The organism is Streptomyces sp. NPDC030296 (assembly GCF_055572815.1).
This window is the reverse complement of the sequence record NZ_JBVICQ010000003.1, coordinates 494,249-520,267: the sequence shown is the minus strand read 5'-3', so window position 1 is coordinate 520,267 and position 26,019 is coordinate 494,249. Positions and strand designations below refer to the sequence as shown.

The 26,019-nt window shown below is 70.7% G+C and carries 23 protein-coding genes; 10 read left to right on the top strand and 13 right to left on the bottom strand.

Translation table 11 applies throughout. From position 1 onward, the window contains the following. Window positions 1–222 precede the first annotated feature (222 nt). The 6 genes from ACZ4Z3_RS10375 to ACZ4Z3_RS10350 form a co-directional block, all read right to left on the bottom strand. Entirely contained in the window at window positions 223–630 is a 408-nt protein-coding gene (locus ACZ4Z3_RS10375; RefSeq protein ID WP_099967310.1) for an ATP-binding protein, read from the bottom strand. A 275-nt stretch (window positions 631–905) separates the two neighbouring features. Further along, the gene (locus tag ACZ4Z3_RS10370; protein ID WP_055713410.1) at window positions 906–1,313 is read right to left on the bottom strand and encodes a (deoxy)nucleoside triphosphate pyrophosphohydrolase; all 408 of its coding nucleotides are present in this window, start codon (window positions 1,311–1,313) and stop codon (window positions 906–908) included. A 45-nt stretch (window positions 1,314–1,358) separates the two neighbouring features. Further along, a complete protein-coding gene (locus ACZ4Z3_RS10365; RefSeq protein WP_468500573.1) occupies window positions 1,359–1,550 on the bottom strand; it encodes an SPOR domain-containing protein in 192 nt (63 codons plus the stop codon). Window positions 1,551–2,047: 497 nt separating this feature from the next. Beyond that, complete coding sequence (locus ACZ4Z3_RS10360; protein ID WP_055538431.1) at window positions 2,048–2,800, bottom strand: GntR family transcriptional regulator; 753 nt, start codon at window positions 2,798–2,800, stop codon at window positions 2,048–2,050. A gap of 147 nt (window positions 2,801–2,947) precedes the next feature. Beyond that, complete coding sequence (locus tag ACZ4Z3_RS10355; RefSeq protein ID WP_468500572.1) at window positions 2,948–4,162, bottom strand: DUF4190 domain-containing protein; 1,215 nt, start codon at window positions 4,160–4,162, stop codon at window positions 2,948–2,950. Window positions 4,163–4,514: 352 nt separating this feature from the next. Continuing rightward, entirely contained in the window at window positions 4,515–6,083 is a 1,569-nt protein-coding gene (locus ACZ4Z3_RS10350) for a S8 family peptidase (RefSeq protein ID WP_468500571.1), read from the bottom strand. A 259-nt stretch (window positions 6,084–6,342) separates the two neighbouring features. Here ACZ4Z3_RS10350 and ACZ4Z3_RS10345 point away from each other — a divergent pair, with 259 nt between their 5' ends. Beyond that, a complete protein-coding gene (locus ACZ4Z3_RS10345; protein WP_468500570.1) occupies window positions 6,343–7,449 on the top strand; it encodes a pyridoxal-phosphate dependent enzyme in 1,107 nt (368 codons plus the stop codon). A gap of 112 nt (window positions 7,450–7,561) precedes the next feature. Here ACZ4Z3_RS10345 and ACZ4Z3_RS10340 read toward each other — a convergent pair whose 3' ends face one another. Next, window positions 7,562–8,392, bottom strand: a complete 831-nt coding sequence (locus ACZ4Z3_RS10340) for an SDR family NAD(P)-dependent oxidoreductase (RefSeq protein WP_468500569.1) — start codon at window positions 8,390–8,392, stop codon at window positions 7,562–7,564. Window positions 8,393–8,515: 123 nt separating this feature from the next. Between ACZ4Z3_RS10340 and ACZ4Z3_RS10335 the strand changes: the two genes are divergently transcribed. Then, a complete protein-coding gene (locus tag ACZ4Z3_RS10335) occupies window positions 8,516–9,448 on the top strand; it encodes a LysR family transcriptional regulator (RefSeq protein ID WP_468500568.1) in 933 nt (310 codons plus the stop codon). A 2-nt stretch (window positions 9,449–9,450) separates the two neighbouring features. Here ACZ4Z3_RS10335 and ACZ4Z3_RS10330 read toward each other — a convergent pair whose 3' ends face one another. The 4 genes from ACZ4Z3_RS10330 to ACZ4Z3_RS10315 all read right to left on the bottom strand — a co-directional run bounded on the left by ACZ4Z3_RS10330 (window position 9,451) and on the right by ACZ4Z3_RS10315 (window position 13,778). After that, window positions 9,451–9,618: a hypothetical protein gene (locus tag ACZ4Z3_RS10330; RefSeq protein WP_468500850.1), complete on the bottom strand. Its 168-nt coding sequence runs from the start codon at window positions 9,616–9,618 to the stop codon at window positions 9,451–9,453. Window positions 9,619–9,736: 118 nt separating this feature from the next. After that, the gene (locus tag ACZ4Z3_RS10325) at window positions 9,737–11,113 is read right to left on the bottom strand and encodes a glycoside hydrolase family 43 protein (protein ID WP_468500567.1); all 1,377 of its coding nucleotides are present in this window, start codon (window positions 11,111–11,113) and stop codon (window positions 9,737–9,739) included. Between the two features lie 175 nt (window positions 11,114–11,288). Continuing rightward, window positions 11,289–12,716 carry a glycoside hydrolase family 43 protein gene (locus tag ACZ4Z3_RS10320; protein WP_468500566.1) on the bottom strand — a complete coding sequence of 476 codons (1,428 nt, stop codon included), beginning with the start codon at window positions 12,714–12,716 and terminating at the stop codon, window positions 11,289–11,291. 687 nt (window positions 12,717–13,403) lie between these two features. Next, window positions 13,404–13,778, bottom strand: coding sequence for an ROK family protein (locus ACZ4Z3_RS10315; protein ID WP_468500565.1), 375 nt, complete (start codon window positions 13,776–13,778; stop codon window positions 13,404–13,406). 172 nt (window positions 13,779–13,950) lie between these two features. On the opposite strand from ACZ4Z3_RS10315, the gene ACZ4Z3_RS10310 reads away from it, so the two are divergent. The 4 genes from ACZ4Z3_RS10310 to ACZ4Z3_RS10295 are packed head-to-tail and all read left to right on the top strand — an operon-like array spanning window position 13,951 to window position 18,799. After that, complete coding sequence (locus ACZ4Z3_RS10310) at window positions 13,951–15,048, top strand: alpha/beta hydrolase (protein WP_468500564.1); 1,098 nt, start codon at window positions 13,951–13,953, stop codon at window positions 15,046–15,048. Continuing rightward, window positions 15,045–16,811 carry an FAD-dependent oxidoreductase gene (locus ACZ4Z3_RS10305; RefSeq protein WP_468500563.1) on the top strand — a complete coding sequence of 589 codons (1,767 nt, stop codon included), beginning with the start codon at window positions 15,045–15,047 and terminating at the stop codon, window positions 16,809–16,811. Before ACZ4Z3_RS10310 ends, ACZ4Z3_RS10305 begins: the two co-directional genes overlap by 4 nt. A 6-nt stretch (window positions 16,812–16,817) precedes the next feature. Continuing rightward, window positions 16,818–17,723 carry an intradiol ring-cleavage dioxygenase gene (locus ACZ4Z3_RS10300; protein ID WP_468500562.1) on the top strand — a complete coding sequence of 302 codons (906 nt, stop codon included), beginning with the start codon at window positions 16,818–16,820 and terminating at the stop codon, window positions 17,721–17,723. Further along, window positions 17,720–18,799: a maleylacetate reductase gene (locus tag ACZ4Z3_RS10295; protein ID WP_468500561.1), complete on the top strand. Its 1,080-nt coding sequence runs from the start codon at window positions 17,720–17,722 to the stop codon at window positions 18,797–18,799. The genes ACZ4Z3_RS10300 and ACZ4Z3_RS10295 overlap by 4 nt, the downstream gene beginning before the upstream one ends. On the opposite strand, the gene ACZ4Z3_RS10290 is transcribed toward ACZ4Z3_RS10295, so the two are convergent. After that, window positions 18,796–19,692 (bottom strand): LysR family transcriptional regulator, encoded by an 897-nt coding sequence (locus ACZ4Z3_RS10290; protein ID WP_468500560.1) that lies wholly within the window; start codon window positions 19,690–19,692, stop codon window positions 18,796–18,798. The genes ACZ4Z3_RS10295 and ACZ4Z3_RS10290 overlap by 4 nt on opposite strands. Window positions 19,693–19,920: 228 nt before the next feature. On the opposite strand from ACZ4Z3_RS10290, the gene ACZ4Z3_RS10285 reads away from it, so the two are divergent. The 3 genes from ACZ4Z3_RS10285 to ACZ4Z3_RS10275 are packed head-to-tail and all read left to right on the top strand — an operon-like array spanning window position 19,921 to window position 23,287. Then, window positions 19,921–21,162, top strand: coding sequence for an acyl-CoA dehydrogenase family protein (locus ACZ4Z3_RS10285; RefSeq protein ID WP_468500559.1), 1,242 nt, complete (start codon window positions 19,921–19,923; stop codon window positions 21,160–21,162). Then, window positions 21,159–21,731 (top strand): flavin reductase family protein, encoded by a 573-nt coding sequence (locus ACZ4Z3_RS10280; RefSeq protein ID WP_468500558.1) that lies wholly within the window; start codon window positions 21,159–21,161, stop codon window positions 21,729–21,731. The genes ACZ4Z3_RS10285 and ACZ4Z3_RS10280 overlap by 4 nt, the downstream gene beginning before the upstream one ends. Window positions 21,732–21,757: 26 nt before the next feature. After that, window positions 21,758–23,287, top strand: a complete 1,530-nt coding sequence (locus tag ACZ4Z3_RS10275; protein ID WP_468500557.1) for an acyl-CoA synthetase — start codon at window positions 21,758–21,760, stop codon at window positions 23,285–23,287. Window positions 23,288–23,629: 342 nt separating this feature from the next. Here ACZ4Z3_RS10275 and ychF read toward each other — a convergent pair whose 3' ends face one another. Next, window positions 23,630–24,718 (bottom strand): redox-regulated ATPase YchF, encoded by a 1,089-nt coding sequence (ychF, locus tag ACZ4Z3_RS10270; RefSeq protein ID WP_055511817.1) that lies wholly within the window; start codon window positions 24,716–24,718, stop codon window positions 23,630–23,632. 451 nt (window positions 24,719–25,169) lie between these two features. Between ychF and ACZ4Z3_RS10265 the strand changes: the two genes are divergently transcribed. Then, window positions 25,170–25,868 carry a DUF6542 domain-containing protein gene (locus ACZ4Z3_RS10265; protein ID WP_468500556.1) on the top strand — a complete coding sequence of 233 codons (699 nt, stop codon included), beginning with the start codon at window positions 25,170–25,172 and terminating at the stop codon, window positions 25,866–25,868. Window positions 25,869–26,019: the final 151 nt, after the last annotated feature.

Below are 26,019 nucleotides of genomic sequence, written 5' to 3'. Positions count from 1 at the left end.
TCACGATCACAGCACGGTCCCGATCGTTTTTGGACCGGCTTGGCCATACTTCCAAGTCTTCTAACCAGGCGTTGCCCGCTCGAACCAAAGACTCCAGCCAGCGCTACTGGCTTGAACCGATCGGTCGCACGCGCGCCCTGGGGAGCCGCCCCTTGCCCGGTCCGTACGCCGTGGACGCCGGTCGTGCACCAGGTCTTTCACCTCGTACGCCCATGGGTCCGGTCAGTCGGGAACCGTCAACTCGAACCAGACCGTCTTGCCCGATTCACCGGGCCGGGTACCCCATGCCCGCGCGGAGCAGGCCACGAGCCGCAGTCCTCGGCCACCTTCGTCGTCCAGGTCGGCGGTCCGCTCGCGCGGCGGGTCGGGCAGCGGGTCGGAGACCTCGACGAGCAGGGTGCCCGGCGAGCCGTCGGAGCGTACGAGGCGCACGCCGATGGGGCCGGTGGCGTGCCGCAGGGCGTTGGTCACCAACTCGCTCACCAGCAGGGCGGCGATGTCCCCGACGGAGTCGAGCCCCCATGCGCGCAGCCGGTCGCGGACCACGGCCCGAGCGGTCCGCACGGCGCCGGGCTCCGCGGGAAAGGTCCACTCGGCGCAGTCGTCACCGTTGTCGATCACGCCGATCACTTCCCAGTCAGAAGCGGACCCTGTCCGGTTTCATGGGGTTAATGGGCACATACCCGATATCCAACCTCGAGTACCGCGCATGAGGGCGCACTGTGGCACAAACAGCGCAGTGAGCGCATCCCCCCGTACGCGAGGCGTCAGAAAGGGGCGCACGGAACCGCTCGACGGACGCGGGCAGAGGACACGGCGAGAAGGGGCGGCAGGGGCGCGGCGAGAAGGCCGGCACGGCGGGCGCGACGGGGAAATGCGGGCCGTTTCGCCGAGACGGAGGCCGCTCAGACGCCCCCGGGACCCCAGGCCAGCCGCACGGTCTCCATCACGGCCGGAACGTCCTGGTCGAGCCAGTCGACGTCCCACACCTCGTCGGCGCTGAGCCAGCGCAGCTCGTCGTGGTCCTCCAGCGGCCGGGGCTCCCCGGAGAGGAGATGCGCGATCCAGACGCGCAGGACGTAGCCGGAGCCCACCGGCCACTCCCCCGGCACCCGCTCGGCGGACTTCGCCTCGACGCCGAGTTCCTCGCGCAGCTCCCGCACGAGGGCCTGCTCGGGGGGCTCGCCGGGCTCCACCTTGCCGCCGGGCAACTCCCAGCGCCCGGCCAGCTCGGGCGGCGCGCTGCGACGCGCGGCGAGCAGCCGGCCGTCCTTCAGCAGGGCGGCACCCACCACCACGATCGGTTCGGTCATGCGCGGGAGCCTACGGGAGCGGACGGAGACGTCGGGCGGGGTGAATCACTTGCTCCCACTCTGACCGTTCTGTCCGATGCGCTCGACCCAGTAGAGCTGCTTGTGTCCGCGATTGTCGAGGCTGTCCGCGATCTTCTGCGCCTCGGCGCGGGTCGCGTACCGGCCGACGCGATAGCGATTGCCGTTGTCGTCCTGCCTTATGACGAGCCAGGGAAGAGTGATCGTGCCGTCGCTCATCGACCCCCACCGCTCCTTCCCGCCTCGGCCGATCCGAGTCCCGTCCCCGGATTCCGCCGCACCCCGCCACCTAAGGAAACCGCAATCCGCATATGCCCGAGCGTACGCCCAACCTTTACGCAGCGAATCCGTCTTTTCACAAAGAGGTACGCAACAAGCCAAGATGAGAGCGGCGCACCCCGTCGAACGCGCCGTCGCTCACCACCCGTGCACCTTTCCGCGCCCCAACGAGCAGCCGTACAGCGCCTCTAGGGCGTACCGGGAGGCCATCGGGGCGCACCGCCGCCCGGCGGCAAGAACGACCGGATTCGAACGGTGTTCGGACGCCCCCGAAAGCCCCGACACTTCCAACTTCCCTCAGGCAAAGGCCACTTGACCCATGCCCGCGTCACCGTCCGATACACACCGAATCTTTGGAATCCCGGGACGGGCGGGCCGACCCCGACGGACCACAGGCCCCGACGGACGGTCAGGCCCCGACGGGCAGATGGCGCCGCTCACTTGACCGGCAGGTGGTAGGAGACCCGGTACCGGTCGGCCGGCACCACCACGTCCGCCGTCTCCACCGGGCGCCCCGAGGCGAAGTACGTCCGCTGCACGACCAGGACGACATGCCCGGGGACGCCGCCCAGGGCGAGGAGTTCCTCCGCGAGGCCGGGGCGGGCGCCGACCTCCTCCGTGACGTTGTCCACGATCACGTCGATCGCGGCCATGCGCTCCACGACGCCCATTCCGCCCAGCGGCCCCTCCTCGGGGAGCATCACGGGGGTCCGCCCGGTGAGGGCGAGGGGCTCCCAGGAGGTGGAGAGCATCATCACCTCGCCCGCGTCCCGGAACGTGTACTTCGTGCACATCACCCGGTCCCCGGGCTGGATGGCCAGCCGCTCCGCGATCGCGCCGCTCGCCTCGACCTGTTCGCTGCGGGACTCCCAGGTGCCGCGGGCGGCGACGTCTGCCTGCTCCTGCCGGAACGGCGTGGCCCCGCCGACGGGACGGAACCCGGAACGGGCCACCCGACGCGGCACCGGCCGCTCCCGCACATACGTGCCCGATCCGGAGCGGCCCTCGACCAGCCCCTCGGCCATGAGCACCTTGCGCGCCTCCAGCGCGACCGTGTCGGAGACGCCGTACTCCTCGCGGATCCGCGCCTGGGAGGGAAGACGGGTGTGCGGCGGCAGCGATCCGTTCACGATCTTCTTGCGGAGATCACCCGCGACACGCAGATACGCCGGCTGCTCACCGAAAGTCACTGGCCGCTCCCATCAGGCTGTACAGACAGCAACAGCCTGGCAACCGTCGGTTGTGCCATGCAAGCGAAGGCCAAGGAATCACTCGATGTGATGACATGTGCCCGGGGAGGCCTTTACGCAGGCAGTTTCTCCCCGCTATGGACGCCGTCACACCTGCGCGCGGGGCTCGCTCTCGCCGTCGCCCTCGCCCGTGCCGTCCTCGTCGCTGATCTCCGGAGTGGTGGCCAGACCCAGAGCCTCGCGGGCCGTGACCGCCTTGGGGCCGTCGGTCAGCCGGTGCGCGCGGTCCCAGTGGTCACTGAACTCGTCGGCGTCGCTCGCGTCGGCGGCGCCCTGCCACTCCTCGCGGGCCCGGTCCAGAGCCCTGGCGTAGGCGGTCACCGCCTTCTCGGCGCCGGGCTCCCAGTCGTGCGCCCGCAGGGCCGCCGCCTGCTGCTCCAGGGCGTCGACCACATCGGGCGCCCACGCCTTGTGGGCGGGCAGGTCGTCACTGACGTAGTCGGTGTCGGGCAGGCCCTCGAAGGCCTCGTTGAGGAGGGCGTCGGCCTGGAGGAACGCGAACTGGTCGGCGTCGAGGGTGGTCCCGTCCTGACGCAGCGAGCCGGTCAGGCCCGCCTCCGCGTCCTCGTTGCCGAACACACAGGCCACCTGGCGGTCGCCGTACCGCCAGCTCTGCCGGGTGGGCGTGTAGTAGTACACGTCGACGTCGGCCGGCATCGCCCAGGTGTCCATGACGTACGAGGCGGACAGGTCGTAGCACCGGTCACCGGCGGCGTCCTCGACCTCGTCGTCGCCCGGGTACGCCCCGTCCGGCAGCGAGAACTCGGCGAACACCTCGGCGTCGTGCCTCCCCTCGCACGGCACCACGTCCACGTCGTACGCGTAGCCCTCCAGGGAGCCGTTCGGCGCGTCGAAGCACTCGCCCTTCTTCACCGAGAAGGTCGTGCCCGCGCCGCTCGCCGCGTCCCGGAAGCCGTCCCACGCGTCGCGCGCGCCGCCCGTGGTGAGCGCGAGCGTCATCAGTAGCGCACCGGTCGCCGACAGTGCGATTCCGGCCACCGCCATGCCCTTGCCGCGCTCCCCCTTCCGCTTGATCTGCACCAGGGCGAGGACGCCGAGGACCAGACCCGCGCCCGGCAGCAGGCACATGACGCCCAGGACGAGCGCGGCGATCGCGAGCCCGTTGACCTGCGGGGGCAGCGGCGCCGGGTAGGCCCGCCCCCAGGCCTGGCCCCAGGGCTGGGGCGCCACCGGGTACGGCTGTCCCGACGCGGACTGCGGCTGCCCGGACTGCGGCTGCCCCGGAGGCGGAAACGGGCCGCCCTGGGGCGGCTGGGCACCGGGGGGCGGGGGTGTGGCCACGGGTCGCGTGCTCCTTGCGCCGGAGTGAGAGGAACTGACGTACGACCTTCGTACGGCTTGGCGCATGGTAAGCGCGGGGCCGGGCGGGGGCGACACGCGGGGCGCGGCCCCAGAGGGTCCGGCACCGGTGGTGTCGCTCCCGCCCGGCCCGTGGCCGACCAGTAGGCCGTGCGGCCGGGATCCGGAATCCCTGGCCCCGGGACGGAAAGCCCGGGGCCAGGGCCTGTCGTGGGGGTCCCCGCGCGAGGTTGTTCGAGCGTGGGGGAACTGGCAACCGACGACCACGCCGCAGATGTGCGCACCAAGCCCGGCGGCACAGGCGGGATCCAAACGACAGGCCCTGGGTCCGGGATCAGAACTGGAGGGCCCATGAGTCGATGCGGCCCGTGTCCAGCGCGGCGTTGTCGCTCACCCGGAGCTTCCACACGCCGTTGGCGACCTCCGAGGAGGCGTTCACCGTGTACGTGGTGTTGATGTTGTCCGCGCTGCCGCCGGCTCCGTACGCCTTCAGTGTGTACGCGGTGCCATCGGGAGCGACCAACTGCACTTGGAGGTCACCGATATAGGTGTGGACGATGTTCACGGGCACGCTGAGTGAGGACGGCGCGTTACCGGTGACACCGCTGACGGTGATCGGCGACTCCGCGGTGGAGTTGTCGTTGACCGCGTAGTCGGCCGTGTTCTCGAAGCGCGGCCCGGTCGGCGGCGGTGTGGTCCCTCCGCCGCCCACGTTCAGCAGACGGTTGGGCGAGCCCGTGCCGGGGCTGGTGACGACACCGGTGGTGGCGGCGTTCACCAGGGCCGTCTGGACGGCCGCCGGGGTGGCCGTGGAGTTGTCCGCCAGGTACAGCGCGGCGGCTCCTGCGACATGCGGGCTCGCCATCGACGTACCGGAGATGGTGTTGGTCGCCGTGTCGCTGGTGCGCCAGGCGGAGGTGATGGAGGAGCCGGGGGCGAACAGGTCCAGGACGGTGCCGTAGTTGGAGTAGCTCGCCTTGGCGTCGGAGCTGGTGGTGGCACCGACGGTGATGGCCTCCGTGACGCGGGCGGGGGAACGGGTGGAGGCGTTGGTCGTCTCGTTGCCGGCCGCGACGGCGAAGGTGACGCCGGAGGCGACGGCGTTGCGCACGGCGGTGTCGATCGCGGTGTCGCCCGGGCCGCCGAGGCTCATGTTGGCGACGGCCGGCTTGACGGCGTTGGCCGTCACCCAGTCGATGCCGGCGACGACCTGCGCGGTGGTGCCCTGGCCCGAGTTGTTCAGGACGCGCACGCCGACGATCTTGGCCTTCTTGGCGACGCCGTACGCCGTGCCGGCGACGGTTCCCGCGACATGCGTGCCGTGGCCGTGGCCGTCCTGGGCGGTGTTGTCGTTGTCGACGGCGTCGTAGCCGTCCACCGCGCGGCCGCCGAAGTCGCTGTGCGAGATGCGCACACCGGTGTCGATGACGTACACGGTGACGCCCTCGCCCGCGGTGTCGTCGTAGCTGTAGCTCTGGTTGAGCGGCAGCGCCGACTGGTCGATGCGGTCCAGGCCCCAGGAGGGCGGGTTGGGCTGTGTCGCCGTGATGCGGAAGGTGCGGTTCTGGACGACGGAGACGACGTTCGGGTCAGCGGCGAATCGTTTCGCCTCGGCCTCGGTGGCCTCGACCTCATAGCCGTTGAGCGCCTTGGTGTACGTGCGCTCGATCTCGGCGCCGTACCGCTCGGCCAGGGCCCTGCCCTTGCCGGAGCCGGCCTTGGCGTCCGCCTTCAGGGTGACGATGTAACTGTCCTTCACAGCGTCGGCCGCGCCGGCGTACTGGATCCGGCCGTCCGTCGCGGCGGTGGCGGGGAGGGCGGAGACGAGGCCGGAGGCGAGCGCCGCGGTGGTCACCGCGCCGATCAGGGCCAGTCTTCGCCGGTTCTGACGCATCACTGCCATCTGAGGGTCCTCCTCGATCGGTGGTGCGCTGATGGGGGACGACGCACACACGCGGACGCGCGAGAGGGCATCGCGAAGATCATGCCCATGTCAAAACTCTGTGGGGTTCCTGTGCGTCAGCCGAAAGATTGAGGCCTCTGAAGGAATTGCACAAGCCCCCGCACACCAGGGAACGGCGGCCGCGACACGATGGTCATGCCACTGCCATGACACACCGTCATACGTCACCGTCGGCGACGCCCCCACTTACCCTGCGTGCATGACACCTCTGCCGGATCGCTTCTGCCCGACGGACGGCACCCGCGTCCCCGCCGCCTCCCTCGCCTGGTGCTGCCCGGCCTGCCGCGGCCCCCTGGACCTGGACTTCGCGCCCACCCCCGCCCCCCTCAAGTCCCTGACCGGCCGGGTGAACTCGCTCTGGCGGTACGCCGAGTGCCTTCCCCTCGCCACACCGTCGGTCTCTCTCGGCGAGGGCCGCACCCCGCTCGTCGAGCTCACGGACGGCGTCTCCGCGAAGCTCGACTATCTGATGCCGACGCTGTCCTTCAAGGACCGGGGCGCGGTGCTCCTCGCCGAACTGGCCCTGCGGCTCGGGCCGAGCCGGGTCGTCGCCGACAGCAGCGGCAACGCGGGCACGGCGGTCGCCGCGTACTGCGCGCGCGCCGCGCTGCCCTGCACGGTGTACGTCCCCGTCGGCACCTCGGCGAAGAAGCTGGAGCAGATCGACGTGCACGGCGCGCGGCTCCGGATCGTCGAGGGGGACCGCGAGGCGGCGGCGGCCGCGGCCCGCGAGGCGGCGGACGAGGAGGGCGTCTTCTACGCCTCGCACGTCTACAACCCCTACTTCCTCCACGGCACGAAGACCTACGTCCACGAGCTGTGGGAGGACCTCGGCGGCCGCCTCCCGGACGTCCTGGTCGTCCCGGTCGGCAACGGCACGCTGCTGCTCGGCGCCGCTCTCGCCGTCGCCGAACTCCACGCGGCGGGCCTGATCGACCGCCGACCGGCCCTGTACGCCGTCCAGTCGGCGGCGGTCGCCCCCCTGGCCCACGCGTGGGCCGAGGGCGCGGACGATCTCGTCGGCACCACCCCCATGGCGCCGACCCACGCCGAGGGCATCGCCATCCCGCGCCCGCCCCGGGCCCGCCAGATCCTGCGGGCCGTACGCGACTCCGGCGGCAGGTTCCTCACCGCCACCGAGGACCAACTCCGCCACGCCCAGCACGATCTCGCCTCCCGGGGCCTGTTCGTCGAGGCGACGGGAGTGGCCTGCTGGGCCGCCGTACGGGAGGGGGTCCTGGGGAGCCGCACGGCGGTGGTCCCACTCTGCGGGGCGGGGCTGAAGTCGGGGGTGGCGGGGGGCTAGGTGTACTGATCACGAGCGGCTACGCCTGCGACCAGCTGAGGCCCCCGTGCCCGCACCCGTCCCCTCCCCCTCACGCTCCCGCTCCCCCTCACGCTCCCGCTGCCGCTCCCGGTCACGCGTCGAACGCCGTCGCCCGCGCCCGCTTCTCCCAGGTGAGGACCTCCTCGCGCACCCCTTCCAGGTGCTCCAGGATCGTGGTCACGCTGTCGTCGCCGAGCGGCAGTCGCAGCGGGGTGCGCTCGGCCTCCAGCGCGGCCAGGATCAACGCCGCCGCCTTGACGGGGTCCCCGGGCTGCGTACCGTCCCCGCCCTCCACGAACCCCCTGGTCGCGTCGACCTTCCCGTACACCCCGCTGTCCGCGCTCACTCCCGCCCGGCCGCTCTCGAACAGTGCCGTGCGGAACGCCCCCGGCTCGACGATCAGCACCTTGATCCCGAACTCCGCCACCTCGTCCGCGAGCGCCTCCGACATGCCCTCCAGCGCGAACTTCGTCCCGCTGTACGCGGAGAACCCGGCGAACGACCCCTGGCCGCCCACGCTGCTCATCTGCACGACGGCCCCCGACCGCCGGTCCCGCATGGCCGGCAGCACGGCGCGCGTCAACGCGGCCGGCCCGAACACATGCAGGTCGAACAGCGCCCGCAGCTCCGCGTCCGTGGTCTCCTCGAAGGCCCCCACATGGGTCCGCCCCGCGTTGTTGACCAGCACGTCGATCCGCCCGTGCCGGGTCAGCACGTCCCGTACGGCGGCCTCCGCCGCACCCGTGTCGGTGACGTCGAGGGCGAGGGTCTCCATCTGGTCGGGGTGCGCGGCCACCAGGTCGTCCAGCGCGCCGGTGCGCCGGGCTGCGCCGATCACCACGTCCCCGTCCGCCAGCGCCGCCTCGGCGATCGCCCGCCCGAAACCGCTGCTCGCCCCGGTCACCAGCCACACCTTGTTCATGACGACTCCCCGTTCCGCGTTCGATCCGTGGCCACCCGCCTCGATCAGCGCCGGTGACCGTTCCGACACCGACAAGCCTGCGGCGAACGGTGCTTGTGCGTCCAAGACCTTCGGTGATAGCCGATGGTTATGACCACGGACGTACACGGCCGGGATCTGCGGTACTTCGTCACCGTCGCCGAGGAACTGCACTTCACCCGCGCCGCCGAGCGCCTCTACGTCTCCCAGCCGGCGCTGAGCAAGCAGATCCGCGCGCTGGAGCGCCGGCTGGGGGTGGAGCTGTTCCGGCGTGAACGGCAGGGAGCGGCGCTCACTCCGGCGGGCGAGGCCCTCCTGCCGTACGCCCGGCGGGTGCTGGAGGCGTGGGAGGAGGGCGCGGCGGCGGTCGAGGAGGTGCGCACGGCGCAGCGGAGCACGCTGGTGGTGGGGATGAGCACGAGCCCCGGCCGCGGCGGCCTGCTCCCCGCCGTCCGGTCCCGTTTCACGGCGGCCCGTCCGGAGGCCGTGATCCGGCTGCGCCAGGTGAACTGGGCGGACCCGACGGCGGGTCTGGCGGACGGCGACGCGGACGTGGCGTTCATCTGGCTGCCCGTCCCCGACCAGGACCGTTACGCGTGGACGGTGATGGCCGAGGAGCCCGTGCGGGTGGCTCTCCCGGACACGCACCCCCTCGCCGCCCGCGCCGAGATCGACTTCGCCGACCTCCTGGACGAGCCGTTCCTGGCCCTGCCGGAGAGCGCGGGCCCGCTGCGGGACCACTGGCTCGCCCTGGAGGCCCGCGACGGCCGTCCGCCCCGTATCGGCGCGGAGATCGCCGGCACGGAGGAGACGTACGAGGCCCTGCTCGCCGGCCTGGGCGTCTGCCTCGTCGCCGCGGGCAACGTGCCCCTCCTCACCCTGGGCGGCGTGACGACCCGCCCCGTGCGGGGCGTTCCCCCGAGCCGCTACGTCCTGGCCTGGCGCAAGGACGACGCCCGACGCCCCCTGGTCCGGGCGTACGCGCAGGCGTGCCGGGCGGCGACCCGTGGCGGGCGGGGCCTCGCGGACACGCCCTAGGACTAGAACGCCACGAACCACAGCAGGGCGAGAGCACCCGCACCGGCCGCCGTCATCAGCATGTTGCCGCGTTTGTGCCCCAGCCAGAGCAGGAGCACCGCTGCGGCGACCGCGAGCACCCGCACCTCACCGTTGAACACGAGCAGCACCCCGAGAATCGCCAACGCCACCCACATGGATCCCCCTCCCCCGACCTGCCGGCCTCCCTCCCCGAGAGCTGCCCACGCGAAGAGATCGACATCCCCCGAACCACCACGATCCGGGCGCATTCGGAGCGTGCGCGTCGCCTCAGTACCAGACGGAGAACGTGGCGTCGGCTCTGCCGGTGGCGGTGGAGATCGGGTCGATGCGCAGCGCGTAGTTGAAGTGCCGGATGTAGCGGTCCGGGTAGTTGTGGGAGCGGAACGAGGACCAGGATGGGTCGGCGAGCCCGGCCGTCTTGTGGAAGGTGGCGTCCTGGGCGAACTTCGCGGTGCCGTCGTTGGCGTCCAGTCGCAGCTGGTAGTAGGCGTGCCGCAGGTAGCGGGTCGGGGCGGTGACGGACTGGAAGGAGACGCCGGAGGGGTCGGCCAGCCCCGGCACCAGCTTCCATTGCGAGTCGGTGTAGGGGTCGAACGGGTACGGGTCGATGCGGCCGAGGGAGTCGAGGTGCCGCCAGTATCTGTCCGGGAAGTTGTAGGACTTGAGCCGGTTCCAGGCGGGCTTTCCCCACTTGGTGACCATGTTGTCGTACACCGTCTGGGGGATCGGCTTGATGTCGGCGTGCTTGGAGTTCAGCGGCTGGGTGTAGAGGCGCCGGTCGGTGGCGGTCCAGGTGCCGGTGGAGAGGTCGTTGGTCTGGTAGGCGTAGAAGAGCGCGTTGGCGTCGCCCCACAGGTACCAGGTGCCGGAGGCCTCGGCGAGGATCGGGCCCTCGATGCCTCCCTGCGGCGCCAGGCCCGAGGTGAACTGGGTGAAGCTGCCGGGGGCGAGGGAGGTGGACCTCGCGCCCACCAGGCTGTTGCGGCCCTTGTAGTACAGGTAGTTGACGCCGTTCACGTCCTTGGCCAGAGTGCCGTCGATGATGTCGTAGCCCGGGTCGAAGAAGACCTGCGGTGCCGTCACCGTCTGGAAGTCCGTGGTGTAGTTCACCATGATCACGTTGTGGCCGCTGCTGTTGACGGCCGAGTAGATGAGGGCGTACTGGCCGCGGGAGGGGTCCCAGAAGGCTTCGGGCGCCCAGGTGTGGGTGGCCATGTCGTGCAGTTTCAGCAGACGGTAGTTGTCGAAGGAGCGCAGGTCGGCGGAGTCCCAGACGTGGATGTACGGGGTCTTCTTGGTCCAGTCGGTGCCCTTCAGATTGGTCGCCATGACGACGTAGGTGCCGTCCTGCTTGGGCAGGATGAAGGGGTCGCGCAGACCGAGGTCGCCCGCGGTCGGGGTGACGACAGGGTTGTTCTGGTTCAGCGGCATCCATTGCAGTGCGTCGGTGCTGACGGCGAGGTGCAGGCCGTAGTCCGTGCCGAGGTTTCTCGGTGACTGGGTGAAGTAGGCCATGACGTACGGGGAGGTCGTCGCGGCGCTCGCGGACCGGCTGCCGAGGGCCAGCACGCCGGTGGTGGACAGCGGCACGGCCGCGGCCATGCCGAGGAAGAGCCGGCGCGACGGGAGGGGGGTTGCGCTCATCTGGTGCCTCCGGGGCGTAGGGAAGAAGCGGGCGGATCCATAACCGTGGGCGGCCCCTGCCCGGAGCCGCCCACGGGTTCGGTCCCTCGTCAGCTCCAGGGAGCCGCGGTGGGCCAACTGGTACGCATCGGTGCCGGCGCCGACCTGGAGGCGCCGGCACCGCTGGCGATGCGGGTCAGTTCGTCACACGGAAGGTGGCGTCACCGCGGCCCAGAGTGGTGGTGATGGGGTCGAGGCGGAGCTGGTAGGCGTAGTGGCGGATGTAGCGGTCGGGGTGGTTGTACGACTGGAAGGACGACCAGGCGGGGTCGGCGAGGCCGGCGACCTTGTTGAAGGTGGCGTCGGCGGCGAACTGGGCGGAGCCGTCGTTCAGGACGAGCTGGAAGTCGTAGTTGGCGTGGCGCAGGAAGTAGCCGGGGTGGGTCACCGACTCGAAGGAGACGGTGCCGGTGCCCGCCAGGCCGGGCCTGATCCGGAACTGGGAGTCTTCGACGGGGCTGACGTTCGGGTCGATGCGCACGTCGAAGTCGATCTGGCGCACGTACCGGTCCTGGAAGTTGTACGACTGGAGCCGCTGCGCGGGGGTGTTGGGCCAGCGGGCGAGGACGCGGCTCTCCTCGGCGGAGGTGAGGGGCATGATCGCGCCGTGGCGCTTGGCGGTGCCGCCCATGTCGTAGCTGGTCGTCGGCTGGAGCTGGTAGGTGCTGACGTCGAACGGGTTGGTCGTCAGGATCGGCCGGTATTCGCGTACGCCCTGTGCGTTGTTGTGGTCGATGTAGAGGGCCCACTGATTGCTGTTCTGGAACTTCATCCAGACCGGGCCTTCGACCACGTTGCCGGTGAGGCCGAGGCTGGAGAGGTTGCCGAGGTTGGTCCAGGTCCCGAGGATCGAGTTGCTGCCCTCGATGTTGTTCTGGCCGTCGCCGGAGGCGCGCAGGTAGCGGTAGGGGCCGGTACCCGCGGGCACCTCGGTCATCTGGGTGTCGACGACCGGGGTGCTGCCGGGCGGGTCGATCCAGATCTGCGGGGTGGTGATGGTGCGGAAGTCCTTGGTGCGGGCGGCGTAGATGCGGTACTTGAAGATGCCGTTGACCGTGGCGTTCGTCGACCAGTACAGGACGTAGTCGTTGGTCTCGGGGTTCCAGATCGCCTCCGGCGCCCACGCGTTCTTTCCGCCGGGGACCAGGGAGGCGGCGGGGAGCAGCCACGGCTTGGACCAGGTCACCAGGTCGGTCGACTCCCACACCACGAAGTTGGGGCTGCCGTTGGTGTACGTCGAGCCGCAGCGGATGCACAGGTCGGTCGCGATGATCCAGTACTTGCTGCCGTCGGGAGAGCGCACCAGTGCGGGGTCGCGCACCCCCTTCGTGCCGATCTTGGAGTTGAGGATCGGCGCTCCGCCGTTGAGGTCGTTCCAGTGCAGGCCGTCCGTGCTGTGCGCGAGGTACAGCATCTGACCGGTCGCGGAGTCGCCGGTGAAGTGCACCATCAGGTAGCCCGGGTCGGCGGCGGCCGCTTGTCGGGGTGTGGTGAGGGCTTGGCCCGTGAAGAGGAGGCAGACGGCGAGCAATATCACCGTCAGCCGGGCGCGGAGCGCAGACATCGGATCTCCTGTCGGGTGCGGGTGCCACCGCCGGGCGAAGGGGGAGCGGGGTGGCGGGGGGAACTTGGTCTCGGAGGGGGCGGGACAGGACCCGGACACCGCGCGGGCCGGACGGGGGGATCCGCACGACGGTGTTTCACCGCTGCGCCCAGGGAGCTGCGGTGACGGCGGGTCAGGACGCGCGAGCAGTGCGACCGCCCAGGTGGGGCGGTTGCGACACGGGCCGGGTGTCTGTGCTTCTCAGGTTCAGGTGGGCGGCGCTCCGGCTGGAAGCCTCATGGTCAACTCACTGTCAGATCAGGCAGGTTGGACGACATATCGAACACTGTTCGCGAAATCGGGCAGAGGCTAAATCCGGAAAAGGAGCCGCGTCAATACATCCGACACATCCGATTAACCGAACGTACAAATGAGCGATCCGGCACTCACCCGGTCCCTGGCCGTGGCGCGCGGCGGGAGACGCGACACGGCACGTCCGACCACGACCGACTCGTCCAGCAGCTCGACGACGCGACCGGCCCGTCGTACGACGCCCGCGCGGAACTGATCGACATGGGCGCCGCCGCCCTTCCCGCGTCCGGGGTGCGTCAAGCACAGTTCGTTCACCCGGTCGCGCAGCGGTTGCGGAAGCCGGTCGCCCGCGCGGGAGAGTCCCCCCGCCGATGACGACGAGCCCGGGGTCGAGGGTCAGGACGAGGCCGAGATGCCGTCGGCGAGGGCGGACGCGCAGGCGCGTACGGCGTCGGCGGCCTCGAGGTCGCTCGGCGCGGCGCCGAACACGGCCGCGGCGTCGGCACCGTGGGCCTCCAGGCCGCCCGGGGGCGTCGCACCAGCCAGCAGGCGCAGGTTCCCGATCTCGTCGGCGGCGCCGTTCGGGCCCCGGTGCAGCCCTCCGCCGACGATCAACCCGGCACCGGTGCGCCGGCCGGCGAGGATGTACACGACATCGTCGATGTGGCGGGCGCAGTCGCGCCAGTGCTCGGCGAGGGTGGCGAGGTCGGCGTCATTCTCGGCGTTCGCCTGGCAGCCGAAGCGGGTGGCGAAGTAGCCGCTGAGGTTCACTCAGCTTCACGTGCGGCCCGGCCGGCCGCCCCAGCTGCAGGAGGCCGCGCTCTACACCCACGCCCTGATGAGCGCCATGCATCACTGCGTCCCCAACCGGCATTGGACCGGCCCGGAGCCGGTCACCAATAGTGCTGGGCATGGGCGCAGACGCCGTGACGGAGGTTCGCCGATGACCATCTCCCCACCACCCGCAACCGCCGAGCCGGCCCGTGCCGCCTCGCCGTTGACGATCAGCGAGCAAGGCGCGTTCTGGATCGGTGTCGGGCGCAAGCCGACCGAGGCCGGGACCGCCGCCGAGGCCGCGATGTACGTCCAGTACCAGATCCCGGCCGATCTGCGGCATCCGCTGCCCGTGGTGATGGTCCACGGGGGCGGCGGCCAGGGCACGGACTACCTGTCGACGCCGGACGGGCGCCCCGGCTGGGCCACCCGGTTCCTCCAGGCCGGTTACGCCGTGTACGTGGTCGACCGTCCAGGTCACGGACGCTCCCCGTACCACCCCGATGTCCTCGGGCCCATCGAGGGCGCGGCGCCGACGTACGAGTTCATCCGCTGGCTGTTCTGCGACGGGGCGGGACGACCTGGTGGCCAGTGGCCCGGCAGCGGCGAGATCGGTGACGACTCCGCGCTGGACCAGGTGATGGCGAGCCAGGGCCCGACGCTGCCCACCTTCGCCGAGAACGAGGAGCAGATGCGGCGCTGCGGGGCCGAGTTGCTGGACCGTATCGGACCGGCCGTGCTGATCACCCACTCCATGGGTGGGCCGTTCGGCTGGCTGGTCGCCGATGCCCGGCCCGGGCTGGTGAAGGCCGTTGTCTCCGTCGAGCCGATCGGGCCGCCGTTCACCGAACTGCCCGGCCTCGGAAAGCTGGAGTGGGGGCTCACCGCGGCCCCGATCACTTACGAGCCGCCGGTAACGACCCCGGACGAACTGCGCACTCGGCTGCGCGAGGCCGGGGGCGACGGGCTCCAGGACTGTCTCGTCCAGGACGAAAAGGCAGGTCCCGTGCGGTCCCTGCCAGGGCTCCAGGGCTTCCCGATCGCCGTGGTCGCGGCCGACCACTCGCCGTTCGCCTCGTTCCAGCACGGTGTCGCCGACTACCTCGCCCAGGCCGGTGCCGACGCCGAGTTGCTGCGCCTGGCGGACCTGGGGCTCACGGGCAACGGTCACCTGCCCATGGGCGAGAAGAACTCCGACGACGTGGCCGAGGCACTGATGACCTGGCTGGACAAGCGACTGGCGGATGGGGAGGACACGTCCCGATGACAACCGTGACAACCGTGCCGAGCGTCGAGACCGATGTGCTCATCGTGGGCAGCGGGCCCGCGGGAGCGAGCGCCGCACTGGCGCTGAGCACCTATGGCGTGCCGAACGTCATGGTCACCCGCTACTCACGCCTCGCGGACACGCCCAGGGCGCACATCACCAACCAGCGCACCATGGAAGTGCTGCGTGACCTGGGTGTCGAAGAGGAGGTGATCGCCCAGGCCACCCCGCAGCATCTGATGGGCAACACCGTCTTCTGCACCGCCGTCGCGGGCGAGGAGCTCGGCCGGCTGAGGTCCTGGGGCAACGAACCGCTCGTGCAGGCCGCGCACGAGCTGGCGAGCCCCACCCGGATGTGCGACATGCCGCAGCACCTCATGGAGCCGGTGCTCGTGAACGCGGCCATAGCACGCGGAAGCAAACTGCGGTTCGGCACCGAGTACCTGTCGCACGAGCAGGACGCCGACGGCGTGACCGCCATGGTCCGCGACCGGCTGCGCGGCGACACGTACACCATCCGCGCCAAGTACCTGATCGGCGCGGACGGCGGTCGCAGCAAGGTGGCCGAGGACGCCGGGCTGCCGATGGGCGGCCAGATGGGCGTGGCCGGCAGCATCAACATCGTCTTCGACGCGGACCTCACCAAGTACGTGGCGCACCGACCCGCCACCCTCTACTGGGTGCTGGCGCCCGGCGCGACCGTGGGCGGCATCGGCGCCGGCCTGGTGCGCTGCGTACGGACGTGGAACGAGTGGCTGATCGTGTGGGGCTACGACGTCGACGCCGGGCCGCCGGACCTCACCGAGGAGTACGCCCTGTCCGTCGTCCGCAAGCTGATCGGCGACGACGAGATCCCTGTGACCATCAAGTCGTCCTCCGCGTGGACGGTCAACGAGATGTACGCCGAGACGTACTCCAGCGGCCGGGTGTTCTGCGCGGGCGACGCCTGCCACCGGCACCCACCGTCCAACGGGCTGGGCTCCAACACCTCCATCCAGGACTCCTACAACCTGGCGTGGAAGCTGAAGCTCGTCCTGGACGGCACCGCGTCCCCGTCCCTGCTGGACACCTACAGTGACGAGCGGGCACCGGTCGGCAAGCAGGTCGTCACCCGGGCCAACCAGTCCATCGGTGAGACGGCACCCGTCTTCGAGGCGCTCGGCGGCCTGGCGCCGCAGACCCCCGAGCAGTTGTGGCGGAACATCGCCGCCCGCAAGGACGCCACCAAGGAGGCCGAGGAGCAGCGGGCGCGGCTGCGGGAGGCGATCGCCTTCAAGGCGTACGAGTTCAACGCCCACGGCGTGGACCTCAACCAGCGCTACACCTCCGCCGCGATCGTCCCGGACGGCACCGAGGACCCCGGCTTCGCACGCGACCCCGAGCTGCACTTCCAGCCGAGCACCCGCCCCGGCGCCAAGCTCCCGCACGCCTGGCTCTGCGCGGGCACCCGCAACCTGTCCACCCTGGACCTGGGCGGGAACGGCCGGTTCACCCTGATCACCGGCATCGGCGGCGAACCCTGGACGGAGGCCGCCCGCATCCTCGGCAAGGAGTTCGGCCTGGAGATCGCCACGGCGGTCATCGGCCCCGGCCAGGAGTACGAGGACCCGTACGGGGACTGGGCCCGGCTGCGGGAGATCGGCGACTCGGGCGCGCTGCTGGTGCGGCCGGACAACCACGTGGCCTTCCGCCGCCAGGACGCCACCGGTGACGTCACGGCCGCACTGAGGGACGCACTGCGGCAGATCCTCGGGCGGGGCTGAGCGGCCATGGACCTCACCACGAAGACCACGAAGACCGCGACGACCGAGAAGACCGAGAAGACCGAGACAACGACGGCGGTGCTGGAAAGCTTCGCCCACACCTCCGATCCCCGACTGCGCGAGGTGCTGGTCTCCCTGACGCGTCACCTGCACGATTTCGTACGGGACATCGAGCCGACCCAGGCCGAGTGGGAGCGGGCGATCGACTTCCTCACCGCGACCGGGCACATGTGCGACGACACCCGGCAGGAGTTCATCCTGCTGTCGGACGTCCTGGGTGTGTCGATGCTCGTCGAGACGATCAACGACCACAAGGCCGCCGCCGCGACCGACTCGACGGTGCTCGGCCCCTTCCACATGACCGAGTCCCCGGTCCGTGAACTCGGGGCGAACATCGATCTGGTCGGCGGCGGCGAGCCGTGCGTGATCAGCGGACGGGTCGTCTCCGTCGACGGCACCCCGCTGCCCGGCGCGACGCTGGACGTGTGGCAGGCCGACGACCAGGGCTTCTACGACGTCCAGCAGCCGGAGAAGCAGCCGCCGGGCAATGGACGCGGGCTGTTCACAGCGGACGCGGAAGGGCGGTTCTGGTTCCGCTCGTGCGTTCCGAGCCCGTATCCCATTCCGACGGACGGGCCCGTCGGCTCGCTGCTGGAGGCGACCGGCCGTCACCCCTACCGGCCGGCCCATGTCCACTTCATCGTGGGCGCCGAGGGGCACAGCCCCGTGACGACGCACATCTTCGTGGCGGGCAGCGACTATCTGGAGTCGGACGCCGTCTTCGCCGTGAAGGAGAGCCTGGTCGAGGAGTTCGTCGAGGTGGACTCCCCCGAGGAGGCCGCGGAGTCGGGCCTGGCCAACCCCTTCCGCCGGGCGCGCTTCGACATCGTGCTGCAACCGGTGATCGCGTGAAGGGCGAGGCCCTGGACTTCACCTACCAGGCCCAGCCGATGCGTGTCCTCTTCCGGACGGGTGCCGTGCCGGACGCGGTGCCCGACGAGGTCGCGCTTCTCGGCCTGCGCCGCGTCCTCGTGCTGTGCGACGACCATGGCCTGGACACGGCCCGTGCCGTCGCCGCGTCTCTCGGCGACGCCTGCGCCGGACTGCACGCGGGGGCGGTGACGCACGTCCCCGTGGAGGTCGCCGACCTGGCCGTCGAAGCGGCTCGCGAAGCCCGGGCGGACGGCTGCGTGGCGGTCGGCGGCGGTTCCGTGACCGGCCTGGCCAAGGCCGTCGCGCTCAGGACCGGCCTGCCGATCGTCGCCGTCCCGACGACGTACGCCGGATCGGAGATGACACCCGTCTGGGGCCTGACCGAGGGCGCGGTCAAACGCACAGGGCGCGACCCGAAGGTGTTGCCGCGCAGCGTCGTGTACGACCCGCTGCTCACGCTCACCATGCCGCCCGTGGGGTCCGCGACGAGCGGCATGAACGCGATCGCGCACGCCGTCGAGGCTCTGTACGCCCCGGACTCCACTCCGATCGTCTCCCTCATGGCGGAGGAGGGCGTACGGGCGCTGGCCGCGGCCCTTCCCGAGATCGTCGCCGACCCCTCGGGGCATGACGCACGCAGCCGCGCGCTGTACGGGGCGTGGCTGTGCGGTGCCTGTCTCGGCGCCACCACCATGGGGCTGCACCACAAGCTCTGCCATGTGCTCGGCGGCACCTTCGACCTGCCGCACGCCGAGACACACGCCGTCGTCCTGCCCCATGTGCTGGCCTTCAACGCGCCGGCGGTTCCCGAGGCACTGGCGGCGCTGCGCCGGGCGCTCGATGTCCAGGATCCGGTACGGGAGTTGCACGAGCTGGGCGAGCGTCTTGGCATCCCGCGATCGCTCGCCGACCTGGGCCTGAACGCCGCCGACGTGGACCGTGCGGTCGATGTCGCTCTCGGGGCGCCGTACACGAATCCCCGCCCGGCCTCCGCCGACGATCTGCGCGCCATCCTGCACGCGGCCTGGGCGGGCGAGCCGCCGGACAGGCCCTAGGAGATCTCGGCGTACGGAACGCCGGTCGCGCGTCGGGCCACCCGGCGTGCGACCTCGGCGAACGCCGGGGCGGCGGGCGAGTGACCGGCCTCCGGAAACACGACGGCGGCCACCAAGCCGAGGGGCTCCTTCGGAGCGACGTTATGCACTCCCGGGTGCGGGAACATCCGGGTGGCCGACAGCGGCATCAGTCCCACCATGTGCTGGTAGGCGATCTTCAAGGACACGTCCTGGGCCGAGCGGGCGTGGAAGCCGACCGTCGGGGCGTCGTCCCCGTTTCGTCCGCCCACCCAGAAGTCGAGGCCCGGCGCGGGGGTGACCCAGGGCTGATCGAAGACCTCGGTCACGTCCACCGCGGCTGCCCCAGCCAGCGGATGCCCCTTCCACAGCGCGAGGGAAGCGGGCTCGGTGAAGATCGGTACGCGTGTCACGCCCGGCATGTCGACGTTCAGGGGCAACAGCGCCACGTCGTACTCGCCGGCCAGCAGCGGGGCGAGACCCTGGTGGAAGTCCGCTTCATGTACCCGGACCGTGACGCTGGGATACCGCTCGCAGAACGCCTCGATGACCGGATGCGTCAGCTCCGCGAGAGCCACCCCGTAGAGCGCGACCCGCACCTCGTCCCGTCGCCTGGCCCTGATGGCGTCTGCGGCGGCGGCGAACCGGTCGGCGTCGGCCAGCACCTCGCCCGCCCGTTCGAGCAGTTCCGCGCCGTCGGCGGTGAGCGCCACATGCCGTTTGTCGCGGTCGAACAGCTGGACGCCCAGCTCACGCTCGAGGGCGGCGATCGATCGCGTCAGCGCGGGCTGGGTGAGGTGCAGACGCTCGGCGGCGACCCGGTAATTCAAGGTCTCGGCGAGCGCCGAGAAATGGCGCAGGTTCCGGAGTTCCACTCAGCCCTCCAGAAAGGCGAGGTCCACGACGTTGTGGTCCGTGCCAGGTTACAGCGCGCTTCCCCGCACGTCACCAGGCAGAAATGTGCGGCATTCCCGTCACCCCCTCCGACCTGCTGTGATGCACAGCATTCATCAAGCCACCAGTTACCGGCATTGGACGGCCCTTCGCCGCGCCGCCAACACTCCCTTCAGGCCGACCCAGAACAGCAGCGGATGGGGTGCGAATTGTCCGAGACAACCGAGACAGCCGAGAGAATCATCGAGATTCCGCAGCCGGAGCCGGACCTGACACCAGAGGAACTGGTGCGCCGGGCCACCGGCATGAGGACCTGGCTACGTGATCACCAGGACGAGACCGAACAGCGGACCGGTATCTCCGAGGACACGCACAAGGCGTTCCTGGAGGCGGGTTTCTACCGGTCCCTCCAGCCACGCCGCTTCGGCGGTTACGAGTTCGACCTGCGGACCTACTCCCGGATGGTCACCGAGGTGGCCCGCGGCTGCCCGTCCAGCGGCTGGAACCTGTGTCTGGCCGCCTCCCACAGCCTGGTGGTGGCCGGCCGCTTCCCCGAGAGCACCCAGCGCGAGGTGTTCGGTCCGGACGGTGACTTCCGGGCCCCGCTGCCGATCGCCCCGAGCGCCACCGCGACGAGGACCCCCGACGGGTACCTGGTCAACGGCCGCTGGGACTACTCCTCCGGAGTCAACGTCTCCACGCACTTCCTGGGTGGCGTGCTCATCATCGACGAAGAGGGCGGCACGCCCGTGTCGGGCATGGTGCTCGTGCCCTCCGGCTGGCGGATGCTCGACAACTGGGGCGAGATCCTGGGCTTCCGCGGCAGCGGCTCCAACAGCGTCGTGGCCGAGGACGTCCTCGTACCGTACGAGTACGTGTCCAGGACCCACCTCGCGGCGAGCGACGCCACCGACGGGCCGGGTGTGGAACTGCACGGCAACCCGATGTACGCGGGCCGGCTGATGTCGTTCTTCAACATCCAGCTGTGTTCGATCGTGGCGGGCACCGCCTGGGCCGCGGTCGACGAGTACCAGCGGATCATCACCACCAAGAACAGCCCGATACCGCCCTTCACGCCGCGCAGCCACGATCCGGAATACCAGCGCAACCTCGGCCTGGCCACGGCCCTGGCCGACAGCGCGCAGCGGATCGTCCTGTCGGTCGCCGACGACTACACCGCGTACGCCGCCCGGGGCCTGGCAGGGGGCGAGCCCTTCTCCGAACTGGACGACCAGGCTCTCTCCCTCACGGCCCGGCAGTCCGGCCAACTCGCCTGCCAGGCCGTCGAGATGCTGGTCTCGGCCAGTGGCTCCAGCGCGCTGGCGAACGGCCAGCGCATGCAGCGGTACCTGCGCGACGTCGCCACGTACAAGACCCACATCAACGCGCAGCACGGCTCGTGGGCCACGGGGTACGCCCGTTCTCTGCTCGGGCTGGAGACGCCGGCGTGAACCGGCACACGCCCGCCACGACGGCGCCCGGCGGTAGCCCGGCGGACGACCCCGGCTGGTTCCGGCACGTGCTCGGCCACTACCCGACGGGTGTCACGGTGGTCACCGCGCAGGAACCCGACGGCACCCCGGTCGGCATGGTGATCGGCTCGTTCGTCTCGGTGTCCCTGGACCCTCCGCTCGTCGCGTTCCTCCCCGGCCGCTCCTCCACGACCTGGCCAAGGATCATGGCCGGCGGCGCCTTCTGCGTGAATGTGCTGGCCGCCGGCCAGGAGGGCCTCTGCCGGGACGTCAGCGCCAAGGCACCCGACGTCTTCGACCTCCATCCGTGGCGCGGCGCGGCCTCGGGCAGCCCCGTCCTGGCGGGCGTCGCCGCCTGGATCGACTGCGACATCGCCGACGTGTGGACCCTCGGCGACCACTACTTCGTCCTCGGCCGTGTCCGGGAACTCGGGGTGGAGAAGACCGGCGCCGCACCGCTGGTCTTCTCCCGGGGGCGGCTCGCCCCGTTGCCGCCCCGCCGGGATCACGACGAATCGGCCGACTACACATGGCCCGACTGGTTCTGAGAGCTCTGAGAGAGGAGAGACGCACCATGCGCGATCAAGGGCTCGGCTCGTGGCCCGCGCGGCGTGCCCGCATGTCACCGGAAGCCACCGCCGCCGTGCACGACGGTGGATCCCTGTCCTACGGAGAGCTGGCCGCGCGCGTGACACGGCTCGCTCACGCCCTGCGCGCCCTGGGGGTCAGCCACGGTGACCGGGTGGCCTACCTGGGCGCGAACCATCCGGCCCTGGCGGAGACCCTGTTCGCCGCGAACGCGCTGGGCGCCGTCTTCGTACCGCTCAACACCCGCCTCGCGGCACCCGAGTTGGCCTTCATCCTGGGTGACTCGGGAGCGTCGGTGCTGGTGTTCGGGGCCGAACTCACCGACCTCGTCGACGCGTTCAGGGACGACGTCGAGGTGAAGCACTACGTCGAGGTGGGGAAGGCGTACGAGGAACTGCTCGCGAGCGCGCCGGACGACCCCCTGGACGAGACGGTCGGCCTCGACGAGGTGTGCATGATCCAGTACACCTCGGGCACCAGCGGCCGCCCCAAGGGCGTCATGCTCACCCACGCCAACATCACCTGGAACTGCTTCAACATCCTGCTGGACGTGGACATCGCCTCCGACGACGTCGCTCTGGTGGTGGCACCGATGTTCCACACCGCCGCCCTCAACACCGTCTTCCTGCCGGGCTTCCTCAAAGGAGGAACGTCGGTGCTGATGGGCGGTTTCGACCCGGAACGGGTGCTCGACGTCATCGCCGAGCACCGGGTGACGAGGATGTTCGGCGTGCCCGCGATGTACCAGGCCATGGCCCGGTCGTCGCGGTGGGCGACGGCCGACCTGTCGTCGATCCGGATCCTGCAGTGCGCGGCGGCACCCGTACCCAAGGCCCTCATCCACACCTACCAGGACCGTGGCCTGACCTTCCTCCAGGCGTACGGCCTGACCGAGACCGCTCCCGCCGCGCTGGGCCTGGGCGCAGCGGACAGCATCCGCAAGGCCGGCTCGGCCGGCACACCCTGCTTCTTCACCGACGTACGCGTGGTGCGGCCCGACCTCACCGATGTCGCACCGGGCGAGGTCGGCGAGGTGATCATCGAGGGCCTCAACGTGATGAAGGGCTACTGGCAGTGGCCCGAAGCGACCAAGGACGCCTTCGTGGACGGAAGCTGGTTCCGCTCCGGGGACGCGGCCACTGTCGATGAGGAGGGGTACGTCACGATCGTCGACCGGATCAAGGACATGTACATCTCCGGCGGGGAGAACGTCTATCCGGCCGAGGTCGAGCAACTCCTCTACCAGCATCCCGCGGTCGCCGAATGCGCGGTGATCGGCGTACCCGACGAACGATGGGGCGAAGTGGGCAGAGCGCTGGTCGTGCCCCGAGCGGGCGCCGACGTGTCGCCGGACGACATCATGGACTCCCTGTCCGGCCGACTCGCCAAGTACAAGCTCCCCAAGTCGGTCGTCCTCGTCGACGCCCTGCCCCGCAACGCCACCGGCAAGATCCTCAAGGCCCGCCTGCGCAGCCAGTACGGCTCCCTGTCAGACCGCGGCGCCGAGGAGGCATGACGCCAGGCCAGGGAATCCGAACACTCCACGCCACACGGTCACCACATCGTTCGCCGACAGTGGCGGGAGCCTCGCCTCCCTGCGGGCCCCGCGCACCACGAGACGTTTCTCGGCCCCGGACCAGGCTCTGGACAGTGCCCGCCCCAGCACGGGCGCTCTCATCCTTCCTTCCCAGCACGAATCCAGCACGGTAGGGATGAGCAGGGGTGATGACAGGTGACCAGGGGTCAGAAATCCAGCACCTATCCAGCACGGTGAAAATCAAGGGGCCTGACCCCGAAGAGTCAGACCCCATGTGACCTGGACGTTTTCCAGATCAGCGAAGTGGCGCTAAGTCACCCGCTAGACGTTGAAGCGGAACTCCACCACGTCGCCGTCCTGCATGACGTAGTCCTTGCCCTCCATGCGGGCCTTGCCCTTCGCCCGGGCCTCCGCCACCGAACCGGTCTCCACCAGGTCGTGGAAGGAGATGACCTCCGCCTTGATGAAGCCCTTCTGGAAGTCCGTGTGGATGACGCCGGCGGCCTCGGGGGCGGTGGCGCCCTTCTTGATCGTCCAGGCGCGGGACTCCTTGGGGCCGGCCGTCAGATACGTCTGGAGGCCGAGGGTGTCGAAGCCGACCCGGGCGAGGGTCGCGAGGCCCGGCTCGTCGGCGCCGACGGACTGGAGGAGTTCGAGCGCGTCCTCCTCGTCCAGCTCGGCGAGGTCCGCCTCCAGCTTGGCGTTGAGGAAGATCGCCTCGGCGGGGGCGACCAGCGCGCGCTGCTCGTTCTTGAAGTCCTCGTCGACCAGTTCCTCCTCGTCGACGTTGAAGACGTAGAGGAAGGGCTTGGTGGTGAGCAGGTGCAGGTCGTGCAGCAGCTCGTTGCGCTCGCTGCCCTGGACGATCCCGTGCGCGAAGAGCGTGTCGCCCTTCTCAAGGATCTCCTTCGCCTCCTCGACGGCCTTCACCTTCGGCGCGATGTCCTTCTTGATGCGCGACTCCTTCTGGAGGCGCGGCAGGACCTTCTCGATGGTCTGGAGGTCGGCGAGGATCAGCTCGGTGTTGATCGTCTCGATGTCGTCCTTCGGCGAGACCTTGCCGTCGACGTGGACGACGTTCTCGTCCTTGAAGGCGCGGATGACCTGGCAGATCGCGTCCGACTCACGGATGTTCGCCAGGAACTTGTTGCCGAGGCCCTCGCCCTCGCTGGCGCCGCGCACGATGCCCGCGATGTCGACGAAGTCGACGGTCGCCGGGAGGACGCGCTGCGACCCGAAGATCTCGGCCAGCTTCGTCAGGCGCTCGTCCGGGACGCCGACGACGCCGACGTTCGGCTCGATCGTGGCGAACGGGTAGTTGGCCGCCAGCACGTCGTTCTTGGTCAGGGCATTGAACAGGGTCGACTTGCCGACGTTGGGCAGACCGACGATTCCGATCGTGAGCGACACGTTTACGACTTCCCGTACGTAGGAGGGCCAGGCGGCCGGTGGCCTGGGGCGGCGGGGCCTGGGGGTGCGGTCCGGCGGATCGTGCCCCAGGGGCCAGAGGGCTGGCCGGTCCCCCAGTTTACGGCGTGCCCGCGCCCCACCCCCGCCTACGCGCGTGTGGACGCCCCGGCCACCCGCGAGGCGGCGTATCGAACGCTTGGCCAAGGTCCCCGCGACGGCGTGTCTATGCACCCATTCGGCACATTAACCGACCTAAGTTGGTCGAGTGGAGCAGCACAGGACGCATCTCCCTCGGTCCGGACCGCGGCGTGGCACTCCCCTTCCCCCGCAGATGGTCAGAGGAGGCCGTGCGCGGGGCGGCGCGGGGGCGGCACGTCGTGCCCCGGTCGCGCGCCGGCCCGTTCCGGTGCCGGCCCGAGCCGTGCGGCGCGTCTCCCGCGCCGTGCGGCGGATGCCGAACCCCCGGCTCACCGGGCTGGGCGGCGGACTGTTCTGCGCGGTGTCGATGTTCGCGCTGGCCTGCCTCGACCGGCTGCTGTTCGGCGCGTCGCTCACGGTGTACGGGCTGCTGTTCCTGCCGGTCAGCGCGTTGACCGCGGTGTGGGTGCGGCGGGGCGACCTCGCGAGCGGGCCGGTGGTCGTGCCCATCGCCTTCGCGGCCGGGCTACCGCCGATCGCCGGGGGCGAGGGCGGACCCGCCGGGTATCTGATGGGCCTGGTCACCGCCCTCGCGATGGCCGCGGGCTGGCTCTACGGCGGCACGCTGATCGTCGGCGTCATCGTGACCGCGCGCAAGCTGCGCCTGATGGCCCGGCGGGCGGCGGAGCGGGAGGGGGAGAGGGAGACGGCCCGGAAGCGGAGGGGCCGGAGGACGGAGGAGCGGCAAGCGGCGACGTCCCGGGGAAAGGAAGCGTTCCGGGGGGCGGCGGCGTCCCGGGGAGTCGAAGCTCCCCGAGGGGCGGCGGCCCCCCGGGGAACGGAGGCGTTCCGGGAGGCGGCGGCATCCCGAGGATCCGAGGCGCCGCGAGGGCTCGGACGACCGGGAACACCCGGCGCCCGGCCCCACCCCTCGTACGACAATGCCTCGGCCCGGCCCCGGACCCCGAGGCCCCCGGTCCAGCCCCGCCGCACGGTGCCCCGCGGCCTCTGACCCGCCCTCGAACGGATGGGGGCCTCTTCTGATGAGCTGGCCCTCGAACGAGTCCGCGCACCCCTCCGGGGTCGGCCCGGCCTCCGGACGGGGCTGCGCCCCCTTCGGCTTCCCCGCCGACGGACGCTGTTCGCGCGCGCCCCTTCTGGAA